Source organism: Dietzia sp. IBK-p2-16D (assembly GCF_057773085.1).
Genome location: NZ_JBYMTL010000005.1, coordinates 51,168 through 62,463, shown reverse-complemented (window position 1 = coordinate 62,463; position 11,296 = coordinate 51,168). Strand labels below are relative to the sequence as shown.

The 11,296-nt window shown below is 73.2% G+C and carries 11 protein-coding genes; 6 read left to right on the top strand and 5 right to left on the bottom strand.

Features of this window, described 5'->3' with window-relative positions:
• Nucleotides 1-21 precede the first annotated feature (21 nt).
• Nucleotides 22-369: a hypothetical protein gene (locus AC3DE3_RS11645; protein WP_488370091.1), complete on the bottom strand. Its 348-nt coding sequence runs from the start codon at nt 367-369 to the stop codon at nt 22-24.
• A gap of 14 nt (nt 370-383) precedes the next feature.
• Nucleotides 384-1,280 (bottom strand): glycosyltransferase family 2 protein, encoded by an 897-nt coding sequence (locus tag AC3DE3_RS11640; RefSeq protein ID WP_488370090.1) that lies wholly within the window; start codon nt 1,278-1,280, stop codon nt 384-386.
• Between the two features lie 63 nt (nt 1,281-1,343).
• On the opposite strand from AC3DE3_RS11640, the gene AC3DE3_RS11635 reads away from it, so the two are divergent.
• From AC3DE3_RS11635 to AC3DE3_RS11615, 5 genes are read left to right on the top strand one after another with little or no spacing between them, the layout of a single operon-like run.
• Nucleotides 1,344-2,096, top strand: a complete 753-nt coding sequence (locus tag AC3DE3_RS11635) for a glycosyltransferase family 2 protein (protein ID WP_488370089.1) — start codon at nt 1,344-1,346, stop codon at nt 2,094-2,096.
• Nucleotides 2,093-2,482: a DUF2304 domain-containing protein gene (locus tag AC3DE3_RS11630; RefSeq protein WP_260486592.1), complete on the top strand. Its 390-nt coding sequence runs from the start codon at nt 2,093-2,095 to the stop codon at nt 2,480-2,482. Before AC3DE3_RS11635 ends, AC3DE3_RS11630 begins: the two co-directional genes overlap by 4 nt.
• Before the next feature lie 8 nt (nt 2,483-2,490).
• Nucleotides 2,491-2,835 (top strand): hypothetical protein, encoded by a 345-nt coding sequence (locus AC3DE3_RS11625; RefSeq protein ID WP_488370088.1) that lies wholly within the window; start codon nt 2,491-2,493, stop codon nt 2,833-2,835.
• On the top strand, nt 2,832-4,454 hold the full coding sequence (locus tag AC3DE3_RS11620; RefSeq protein ID WP_488370087.1) for an alpha/beta hydrolase: 1,623 nt from the start codon (nt 2,832-2,834) through the stop codon (nt 4,452-4,454). Before AC3DE3_RS11625 ends, AC3DE3_RS11620 begins: the two co-directional genes overlap by 4 nt.
• 11 nt (nt 4,455-4,465) lie before the next feature.
• Nucleotides 4,466-5,203 (top strand): hypothetical protein, encoded by a 738-nt coding sequence (locus AC3DE3_RS11615; protein WP_488370086.1) that lies wholly within the window; start codon nt 4,466-4,468, stop codon nt 5,201-5,203.
• Between the two features lie 21 nt (nt 5,204-5,224).
• On the opposite strand, the gene AC3DE3_RS11610 is transcribed toward AC3DE3_RS11615, so the two are convergent.
• The 3 genes from AC3DE3_RS11610 to AC3DE3_RS11600 form a co-directional block, all read right to left on the bottom strand.
• Nucleotides 5,225-6,163 (bottom strand): SDR family NAD(P)-dependent oxidoreductase, encoded by a 939-nt coding sequence (locus AC3DE3_RS11610; protein ID WP_260486588.1) that lies wholly within the window; start codon nt 6,161-6,163, stop codon nt 5,225-5,227.
• Between the two features lie 121 nt (nt 6,164-6,284).
• Nucleotides 6,285-8,369, bottom strand: a complete 2,085-nt coding sequence (locus tag AC3DE3_RS11605) for a DUF6541 family protein (protein ID WP_488370085.1) — start codon at nt 8,367-8,369, stop codon at nt 6,285-6,287.
• Nucleotides 8,370-8,491: 122 nt separating this feature from the next.
• The gene (locus AC3DE3_RS11600; protein ID WP_488370084.1) at nt 8,492-10,399 is read right to left on the bottom strand and encodes a hypothetical protein; all 1,908 of its coding nucleotides are present in this window, start codon (nt 10,397-10,399) and stop codon (nt 8,492-8,494) included.
• Nucleotides 10,400-10,466: 67 nt separating this feature from the next.
• Between AC3DE3_RS11600 and AC3DE3_RS11595 the strand changes: the two genes are divergently transcribed.
• Nucleotides 10,467-11,294 (top strand): HNH endonuclease family protein, encoded by an 828-nt coding sequence (locus AC3DE3_RS11595; RefSeq protein WP_488370083.1) that lies wholly within the window; start codon nt 10,467-10,469, stop codon nt 11,292-11,294.
• The last annotated feature ends 2 nt before the right edge of the window (nt 11,295-11,296 follow it).

Genomic DNA, 11,296 nt, shown 5'->3' with positions numbered 1-11,296 from the left:
GGGGCGGTCCGTCGGGCGGGGTCAGGTCTGCCGCAGCGACGCCGGCGCCGGGAACGGCACGACGATCTCACGACCCACGTCCTCGACCGCGTCGGTGAGCGCGGTGGACAGCACGATGCGGTCGTCGTAGACGTGGGCGATGCGGACCGCGGTGTCGCGTCCGCCCTCATCGACGAGGTAGCGGTCCATGAGGAAGCGGAGGCCGACCCGCTCGAGCGCCGCCTCCGCCTCGTGCCAGTCGTCGACCGGGCCCATCGGGCGACCCAGCCTGTCGATCGGCACGAGTGCCGGCTCGGCGACCGTCATGTCGACCCAGCCGACCACCTCGCCGTCGTCGCGGCGGTGCGGGATCCACGTCTCGGGGATCACGCGTCACCCGCCTGTCAGAACTTGCGGAACGTGTGCCCGAGCAGCTTCTTGCCGCCCTCGGTCAGCTTGCCGGCCCTGGCCGCGGTCGGGATCAGCGACAGCGCGTTGAGCCGCGAGGTGACGTGCAGGCGCGCGGCACGCTCCGCGCTCTTCCAGCCGCGCGCGCCGAACGCGTCGGCCTCACCGGCGAAGAAGCGGGCCTCCTCGTCGAACCGCCGACCGTCGAGGGCGCGGACCGAGGAGTCCGACGCCGAGTGCCGACGGTAGAGGAACGCCAGCGTGGGGTCGTAGATCATGTGGCCGCCCCCGGTGATGACGTCGACCAGCAGCGCGAGGTCCTGCACCACGTCGAGGCCCTCACGGAACCCGATCCGCTTGACCCACTCGGAGTTCCACGCCAGCGACGGGAAGTAGGTCCAGTTGCCGTGCATGAGCGAGGTCATGAGCTTCTCGCCGTGCAGCACGGTGCGGCCCTGCGCCTTGGGCTGGGTGAACGCCTTCACCGAGTCGGACAGCCCCCGGACGGGCGCGCCGTGCTCGTCGATCACGCTGACGCCGACCTCCATCACGGCGGCATCCGGCACGGCGGCGAACCCGTCGGCCACGACCTGCAGGTAGTTGGGCAGCATGATGTCGTCGGCGCCCATCACCACGACGACCGGCGCGGTGACCATCCCGAGGCACTTGCGGTAGTTGCCGTTCGCCCCGAGGTTGGTCTCGTTCTTCTCGTAGGTCACCCGCTCGTCGCGCGCGGTGATCTCGCCCATGTAGCGGGCAGGCTCCGGATCCGGGTAGCCGTCGTCCACCACGACCAACCGGAAATCGCGGTAGCTCTGCGCCAGGACACTGTCCACGGCCTTCTTGAAGTGGTCGACGTCCCCGTAGTAGGGGAGCATCACGTCGATGGCCATCAGGGGAACCGCCGTCCTTCTCGTCACCGGATTGTCCGTCCGGTCGCATAGTATCGACCTCCGATGAGCAGTGACAGTGTGCGGGATACGGAGTCGGGCGCGACGGGAGGGGATTCCCCTGTCGGTCACCGCGACGTATGGCTGGTCGTCCCCTGTTTCAACGAGGGCACCGTGATCGAGGAGGTGCTCCGCTCGGCGCGCGGGACGTTCCCCAACATCGTGGCCGTGGACGACGGCTCGGCGGACGACTCGGCGGCGGCGATCCACCGTGCGGGCGCACATCTGGTGCGCCACCCGGTGAACCTGGGCCAGGGCGCCGCGATCCAGACCGGCGTGGAGTACGCCCGCGCCCAGCCGGGGGCCCGCTACTTCGTCACCTTCGACGCCGACGGGCAGCACCAGGTCAAGGACGTGCTGGCCATGGTGGGGCGGCTGCGGTCCGAGCCCGTGGACATCGTCGTGGGCACGCGCTTCGGCCGGCCCCGCGGTGACGACGACCAGGTCCCGCTGATCAAGCGCCTCGTGTTGCGGACCGTGGTCCTGCTCAGTCCGCGCACCCGGCGACTGGGCCTGACCGACGCCCACAACGGTCTGCGCGTGTTCAACCGCCGCGTCGCCGAGGAGCTGAACCTGCGGATGAACGGGATGAGCCACGCCAGCGAGTTCGTGGAGCTCATGGACTCGCGCGGCTGGCGGGTGGCCGAGCAACCGGTCGACATCCTCTACACCGAGTACTCGATGTCCAAGGGCCAGTCGCTGCTCAACGGCATCAACATCCTCTCCGACGGGTTCGTGGGAAAGAGGCTGCCCCGATGATCAAGGTCCTGCTCCTGCTGGCCGGCGCCGCGCTGGTCGTGTTCTTCCTGGCCAACCGCCGCAAGGCGCGGGCGAAGGCCGGGGTGAAGATCGGCTTCGTGCTGTTCGTGGTGTTCATGGTGTACGCCGTGATCCGCCCCGATGACCTCACCGTGGTCGCCAACGCGCTCGGGGTGCAGCGCGGCACCGACCTGGTGCTGTACGCGCTGGTCATGGGCTTCGCCTTTGTCACCGTGTCCACGTACGTGCGTTTCCGCGAGCAGGAGCTGCGCTACTCGCGCCTGGCCCGGACGATCGCCCTGCAGAACGCGGTTCGCCCCGAGGACCGGGTGGACGCGAAGGTGATGAAGCCGGCGCCGCACGACGACGACCCGATGCGGCCCTGACCGCAGCCGTGGACGGGGGCGCGAACGAGGACGTCCGCGGCGAGGCCGCGCGCCTGCGTCGCCGACTCGCGGTCGCGCGCGACCGACTCGACGCGGTCCTCCGTGCCGGTGGCGACCCCGGAACGGGCGAGGTGGGTGCCGTCGCCGGCGGGGACGCCGGGGCGCGCGGGGGTGTCGCACGAATCGACGACGACGACGACGAGATCCGCGCCCTCCTCCGCCCGGCGGCCTCCCGGATCACGCGCCTGCTCGAGCTGACCGGGGCCGTCGTTGACGGCGCGCTGTCCCAGGCGGAGGCGGAGGAGGCCGCACGGGCGGTCTCGGGCTCCCAGCCGTTGCGGCGGCCGCGGTGACCGGCGCACTTCCGGAGAACCCGCCGCCGGCCCGGGTGACCCGGCTTCTCGAGCTGGCCGACGGGGTCGTCTCGGCGAGGGACGCCCTGGCGACCGCGCGCGACGCGCTCCTCACCTCCACCACCCACTCCCCCGCCCTGGACGCGTTGGCCGACGCCGTCGACGGCGAGGCCCGCGGACTGACCGAGGTCCTGTCGGGCGTGTACCGGCTCGTCGAGCTCGCCGAGGACTCCTGGGACGACCTCGACGGCCCGGACCCGCTCCCCGAGCCGGAGCGAACGGCCCTGCGGGCGAGGCTGGACCGGGCCACGGACAACGCGTTCGCCGATCTGGCCCGGCTCACCGGGATGACGTCGGGCGGTCCGGAGGCGGCGGGCGGGTGGGGCGGCCACGGCGGGCTCGACACCGCCGCCACGGTCGCGGGCTGGGCCGGAGCGGAGCCGGACGAGGTGTACTCGGGCCTCGAGCACATGCCCGTCGCCGACCGGCGTGTCCTCGCCCTGGCCGAGCCGGAGGCCGTGGGCGGGACGTACGGCGTGCCCTGGCCCGTGCGGGCCCGTGCCAACGCGGTGGCCGTGCGCCGGGCGCTCCACCGCGAGCAGCTCGTGGGGACGCCGTGGAGTCCGCGCATCGGGCGTCTGGAGACGATGGCGCGACGCGATGCTCGTCGTCGTCGTTCCTTTCCTGCGTTCTCGCCTCGGCGCGGTGGGCGGATGATCGAGGTGGTGGGCGACCTCGGCCCGCACACCGAGGCGGTGGCGGTCTACGTGCCCGGCACGGGCACCAATCTGGACATGTCCCACGTCAACACCGACGTCGCGGGGGACCTCGTTACGGCGGGCGGCGGGCGCCTGGCCGTAGTGGCGTTCCTCGACGGCGAGTTCCCGCAGGACATCATGGCCGATGCCGGCGATCCCCGGTTCGCCGAGGCCATGGCGCCGCGGCTGGTCCGCTTCTGCCGCGAGGTGGGCCGGGTCATGGAGATCGAGTGCCCCGGCGCCTCGCTCACCGTGGTGGGGCACTCGTACGGCGGGCGGATCGTGGGCACCGCCGAACGGCTCGGCCTGCGTGCCGACCGGGTGATCTACGCCGAGTCGCCCGATCTCGGGGTGGGCGTGGAGATCCCCGCCGACTGGCGGGCCCCCGGGCCGGTGCGCCGGTACTCCCTCACCGCACCCGGCGACCCGGTCGAACTGCTGCAGGTCCGGTTTGGTCTCCGTCGGCGCTGGTCCCACTCCGACCTCGGTGGCGGTGCCGTCCGCCTCGACACCGGCTACTTCGCCGACGGCACGCCCGTATACGGCACCCGCGGCCACGGCGGCGTGTTCGACCGCGACTGCGGGGCGTTCCGGGCGATGCTCGCCGTCATGCTCGGCGGCCCGGCCCCCCTGTGGCGGGAGCGGGAGATCCGGGCCCGGCACACCCGCGTCGACCGCGGTGAGGAGGGGCGGATCGTCCCCGTCGTCCTCCGACACACCGTGGGCCTCTTGCTCCGTCGCGACGCGGATCCCTATGGTGCGCCGACCGTGCTCTGGGAGGCACCCGAGCGACTGACCATGGTCCCGCCGGCGACGCGCGCGGCGGGGGAAGGGGTTGGCGTTAGCCCGGGGGCTGTCTGATACTGGGGCCCATGGCTTCGCTCGACACCCGGTTCACCCGCCCGTCCCTCACCGCCGTGGGGATGGGCGCCCTGGGCGCCCTGTCCGTCGGGCTGATCTCCACCGGCCTCTGGTACGACTCGCACCGCAGCGCCGAGGCCGTCGAGCGGGCCCGCGCGCAGGTCGAGTCCGCGCAGGCCACCGGGCCCACCGCCGAGCCGATCGCGAGCACGACCTCCGAGACCAGCACGGCACCGGGCACCGAGGAGCCGGCCGGGGAGACCGAGGAGACAACCTCCGTAGACGAGCCGACCGAGCCGGTGTCGCCCGCGACCAGCGTGCCGACCGTGGCGCCGGTTCCACAGGTCGCCGCTGTCCAGCCGGTCCGTCGGGCGTCGGTCGTTCCGGCCGCACCGGTCGCCCCCGCTCCGGCGGCTCCGGCTGCACCGGCGGCGCCCGCCGAGGGCGCGGAGGGCGCGGAGGGTGGAGGCGCCGAGGGCGGGGCTGCGGGCGGTGGGGAGGACGCCGGTCAGGGACAGGGCGAGCTCGAGGTCACCGCTCCCGACGGCGCCCGGCCCGCGCCCGGATTCCCGGACCTGCTCCGCCCGTTCCTGCCCCGGCCCAACGTGGCGCCGCTTCCGGACACGGTCCGCGCCGACGCGGTGGGCACCGGGCCGGTCGCCGCCGCCGACACCGTCGATGCGGGCGCCGCGGACGGGGCAGAGGGCGATGCGGGCGCCGGCGCCCGCGCTGGAACGGGCGCGAACTAGCGCCTCAGTCGCGGAAGGACGTCAGTCGCGGAAATAGTCGACGGTCCGGGCGACGCCCTCTCGGATCGTCACCCTCGGCGTCCATCCGAGAACCTCGGCAGCGCGGTCGGCGTCCAGTGCCGAGCGGGCGACGTCGCCCAGGCGGGCGGGGGCGTACTCCGGATCGTCGGCGGACCCCGCGGCCTCGGCGACGAGAGTGTGCAGCCCGCGATCGGTGGTCTCCACGCCGGTGCCCACGTTGAACCGCAGGCCCGCTGCGGCCGGGACCTCGGCCGCGCGGACGAAGGCGTCCACCACGTCGTCGACGAACACGTAGTCGCGGGTGTTGCCGCCATCGCCGAACACGCGCGTGGGCTGACCTGCCAACAACCGCTGGGAGAAGATCGCCACCACCCCGGCCTCGCCGTGCGGGTCCTGCCGCGGCCCGTACACGTTGGCCGGCGCGACGCCCGCCCACTCGATCCCGTACAGGCGGGAGAACATCTCCAGGTAGATCTCCCCGGCCACCTTGCCCGCGGCATACGGACTCAGCGGGTCCACGGGCCGTGTCTCGGCGACGGGCAGCTCGGTCACGGGCCCGTAGATGGACCCGCCCGAGGAGGTGAAGACGATCCGCCGCACCCCGACCTTGCGGGCGGCCTCCGCCAGTCGGACGGTGCCGACGACGTTGACCTGGGCATCGTGGACCGGGTCCTCCACCGACAGTCGCACGTCGATCTGCGCCGCCAGGTGGAAGACGACCTCGGGCCGGGCACCGGCCACCACGCCCTCGATGGCGGGGTCGGTCAGATCCATCTCACAGAACTCGAACCGGTCACCGGCCTCACGGGCCGCGGCGAGGTTCGCCAGCCGACCGCGGGACAGGTTGTCCACCACGGTCACGTCATGGCCCTCACCCAGCAGCCTGTCCACCAGGGTCGACCCGATGAACCCGGCCCCTCCCGTCACCAACGCGCGCATGTGGTGCCTCCCCTTGTATGCAATGAGCACTTGTGTGCGACGAGCCCGGTCTTCTGGAACACCAGTGGCCACCCCACCGGAGGCTCCCGATCAGAATACGACCGGGGTGCCATTCGCGAGGTCACTCCGGGCCATGGATCCCGCTCGCCCTGGTGAGCGGGGTCCGCCGCTCGGGCGGGAACGGGGAGTCCTCCAGCACCTGCGCCAACTCGGCGTCGGTGAACGCCGCCCGCACGGCATAGATCCGGACCTGCGATTCGCCGTACACCCTGACCAGGCCGGGCGTCTGGTCGAGGCGCAGCAGGTGCTCGTTGGGCTTCTGGAATCCCCAGTAGTTGGGTGGGCTCACGTAGACGTACGTGACGCCCAGGTCCGCCAACGCCCGATCGACCTGCGGGTCCACCCCGGCCCGGTCCATGCGGGTGAACAGATACCCGGTCAACGGCGCGGTGGTGCCGGACTGCAGGTAGTGCCGCGAGGTCGAGGGCAGCCCGTCCGTGGCGTACATCCAGCCGGACCCCTCGTCGGGGTTCGTGTAGATCAGGCCGGAGTAGGCCTGCGGCTGCTCGGACAGCCACCGGAACGCGCGTAGGTCGTGCTCGTCGACCATCCGGCCCCAGCGCTGGTTGACCCCCGCGGCGACCGCGTACTCCGGGGATGCCTGGACGACCCAGGATCCCACCCCCACCAGGGCGGCCAGGGCCACGGCGACCCGGGCGAGCCGCACACCGCCACCGTCCGGGTCGGTGAGGGGGTCGACGAGCCTCCCCAGCCATCCCGCCAGCGCCTGCACGACCGCCCCGATGCCCACGCCGACCGCGGCCGCCACCACCACCGCCAGCACGACCCCGATCCGGCGCGGGTCGTTGTAGTAGATGCTGCCGATCCCGCGCAGCACACCGCCCGTCCAGTTGCCGAACACGCTCATGGAGTTGACGCACACCACCAGCAACCCGCCCCACAGGAGAAGCGGCCAGAACACCTTGCGGCGCAGCATCACCACCAACCCCAGCGCGGCCAGGGAGAGCAGCACCCACCGCACGCCCCAGTCCTGGACGTGCCGGACCTGCAGGGCCACCGCCTTGCCCCAGGTGGCGGCGCGGTCGGCGTCGATCTCGAACTCGAAGGCCGAGATGTCGTCGGCCTCCTCGGACACCGTGAGCACCTGCGGCAGGAGGGTGAGCACGCCGGCGAGCCCGACCCCGGCCAACACCAGGACGTCGCGCACGCGGCCGCGCACCGGTCGCCACAGTCCGTCGAACAGCCACCAGAACAGGACGAACACGCCGGCCGTGACCATGGCCGACGGGTGGACGCCGCCGATGCCGACCAGCCCGAGCGCGGCGGCGGGGATGAGCCGGCGATCGGCCAAGGCCGCCACCACCACCGCGGCCCCGAGGCCGGCCATGCCGTTGGCCACGGCGGACGGGGTCGCGGCCACCATCACCTCGACGAACGGCAGTCCCGGGAACAGCGGGGTGGCCATCGCCGCGACGGCCGCCGAGGTCGCGACGACCGGGCGCGAGAACCGTCGGTGGGTGATCAGCCACGCCAGCGCCGCCACGCCCAGCGGGAAGACCAGGGCGACACTGCCGATCTGCACGAGGTTGTAGGTCTCGACCGCGCCGATCCCGCGCAGGCCCATGACCAGGGCGGCGATCGCGTGCCACGTGCTCGGGTAGTAGAGGGTCGCCCCGTTCTCGGGGTAGCGCAGCTCCCCCGCGTGATCCGGCGAGGCCACGCCGACGTCGTGGATGAACCGGATGTAGTTGGCGTGCCAGTGGGCGTCCCAGCCCTGGAAGACGTTCGCCGTCCCACCGGGAGTCCCCGAGAGCTCGGTGAGGATCATCTGACCGATGAGCCAGGCGCTGACCAGGATCGCCGCACCCGGCAGCAGCCACCACCACGAGCGCCGCCCGGGTCGACCGCCCACCGGCGCGGCGTCGCGGCCTCGTCGTCGTCGCCACACCCACGTCGCCCCGGTGATGAGCAGCCCCACCACGCCGACCACCGCGGCGGTCGCGGCCGTGGCGACAGCATAGCCGCCGAGCGACCAGGGCACCCCGATCCGCCCGTAGACGAAACCGGCGATGGCGGCGATACCGAACGAGACCGGGATCGACGTCCCCACCGCGAGGCGCAGGGGCAGCTGGGCGGCGAGCCCGACGATCGCACCGGGCACCACCAGGAGTGCGGTGAGGGTCATCATGACCAACGCGATGTCGATGACCCGCCTCCGTTCCCAGCCCAGTCGGTGTCAGTGGCCCTCTCGGTGTCCGTGGCCTCTCCGTCCGACCCGCCCATTATGGTCCACCGCCCCGGGAAACCTCAGCGCGGCACGAGCACTCCGACAGGTCCGCTGCCCACGCACAGTTCGGAGGTGCCCCCACCCGGGGCGACGGTCAGGCCCGTCCCCCCACCCTCGAGGCGGACGAACACCGTCCCCAACCCCGCCTCCACCGGGGCCTTCACCTCGTCTCCGTCGTCGAGGCGGACCGCGACGTGGCCGTCCGAGTCGGCGAGGAGGTGGAGCCGGACCACCCAGTCACGCCCGAGCAGCGGCCCGTCCAGCGCGAGCCGCGCGCCGCCCGGGCCGACCCGGTGCCCGCACCCCGGCTCGGGCCCCTGCACGATGGTCCGACCCGGGACCACGTCGGCGGGGTGCAGGGTCCCCCGGGCGTCGATCGTTACCGGGTCGTGGGTCCACGCCCCCACCTCCGGAACCCCCGGCACCCCGGCGAGCAGCGCGGAGAGCCGGTTCGCGGGTGTGGTGACCGGCAGCAGCACCTCGAGGGGGACGTCCTTGTCGAGCAGGGGCTCGGTCCGCTCACGCAGGGCGGTCACCAGCGGTTCGGTGTAGTCGCGGGAGGGTTGCTCGGACCACGACCGCCGGTACGACACGGTCGACACGGCCGACGAGACGAGCAGCGCGACCAGCCCGGCGGCACCGACCGCGGGCAGCCACGCTCTGACGCGGTGACCCCACGCAGCGGGCTTCCGTCGTGGTGCGGCGATGGCCAGGGCGGCGGCCGCCGCGAGGACGACCGGCAGTTCCGCGTGGTACCGGAGGGTCTGAACGATCTCCGTCGCGGTGTCCGGGCCGGTGCGCCCCACCGCGACCAGGATCACCGGCACCAGCGGATACAACGCCGCGGCCACCCAGACCGCCCCGGTGCGTCGACGGGCGGCCAGCGACCACACCAGGACCGCCGCGACCGCGAGGACACTCGCCAGCACCGCGGCGGTCGACGGGTCGGCCACGGGCGGCCCCGGATGCCAGCGGTCCCAGCTCCACGGTCCCCCGCCCAGCGTCGGCACCACCGCCAGCCGGTAGGTGTGGTCCAGTAGCGCGAGGAACCCGGGACCCGTGCCCTCGGCCTCGTAGCCGGCCGGGAGGTGGCCGGATGACCCCCCGCCCAGACGGCCGACGACGACGAGGAACACCGCCGCCCACACCGCCACGATCGCGGCCAGTGCAGACCAGGCCCAGCGGGTCCGCTGCCACAGGAGACGCAGGTCGGCACGGTCAGCGGGGCCCGTCCACCACGACCCCAGCAGCACCGCGGCCGCGACCACCGGGATGAGGAGGGCCTTTTCCACGAACAGCAGCCCCAGCGCCGTGGCCACCGCGGCTCCCACGGCGTGGCGTCGGCGCCCCGACCTCGCGAGCCGGACCATCGACGCCACCGTCCACGCCATCGCGGCGGCCAGGGGTAGCGCGTTGAGGGCGGCCGCCCACCACGTGGCCGAGGGCAGGCCGAGCGGGATCGCGAGCGCGGCCGCGAGCGGGACCAGCAGGACCGCCCGGCCCGCCGACAGGACCCAGAGCATGCGTGCGAGCGCGGCGCCCGCGAGCAGCTGGAGCACCGCCATCTGCAGCAGCGGGACGCGGAAGTCCAGGGGCGCGACATGGGCGGCGACCCAGGTCAGGGCCATCCCGCCGGGCATGAGGTGTCCGTCGTGGTCGGCGAACAGGAACGCCGGGCCCGGCAGCGGGCATGCGGCCGCCTTGCCGTGCAGGAGTAGGTCGTCCCAGTAGAACCAGCCCGCCGCCGCGACCCAGGTGCGCACGACCGTGGCCGCGATCACCACCAGTACACAGGCTGCGACCAGTGGGCGCCGGTCGAGCGTTCGGCGTCGGGCGTGCCGGTCGGTCGACGGCGCCGACGGGCCCGGCGTGGCGGGCGGATCCGTGTCAGCCGGTGCGGAACGTCGGCTGGGTGTCGCGGGCGGCATCGCGGCCAAGGCTAGTCGGCTCCGGGTGCCGACGGGGATGTCGGTGGGCGTCGATAGGGTGCCCCGCATGAGTTCCGGAACCCCTCGTGCAATCGGTGCCGTCGTCCTCGGTGTGGTCGTGTTGGCCGGGATCGGCTGGTGCGCTGATGTCGAGGACGGCGCTTCCGGCACCATCGGCACCACACCGACCTCGGCGGTCGACCCGGAGGGGACCGCCTCGCCGTCGTCGCCGGGGACACCGCCGCCCGTCGACGCGCAGCCGGCGCCCCCCGCCCAGCCTGAGCCCCCGGTCGTCCCCGACGCCGGCCCGTCGGGCGATCCCCTGGTCGCGGCGGCCCGCGAGGCGCTGCCGCAGCTCGAGGTCAAGGGCCGGGCACCCAAGACGGGCTACGACCGCGACCTGTTCGGGCAGTCGTGGACCGACGACGTGTCCGTGGAGTTCGGACGCAACGGCTGCGATACCCGCAACGACATCCTCCGGCGCGACCTGCGGGACATCACCTTCCGGCCCGGGACGCGGGACTGCGTCGTCCTCACCGGGGTGCTGGAGGGGCCGTACACCGGGGAGCAGATCGACTTCGTCCGCGGACAGGGCACCTCCTCCGAGGTGCAGATCGACCACGTGGTGGCGATGTCGGACGCATGGCAGAAGGGCGCGCAGCAGCTCACCGAGGAGCAACGGCGTGACTTCGCCAACGACCCGCTCAACCTGTTGGCCGTGGCGGGGTGGGCGAACCAGCAGAAGGGCGACGGGGACACCGCCACCTGGCTCCCGCCCCGTCGTGAGTTCCGGTGCTCGTACGTGTCCCGGCAGGTGCTGGTCAAAGACCGCTACGGGCTGTGGGTGACGCCGGCCGAGCGCGACGCGATGGACCGGGTCCTGGCCGGCTGCTGAGC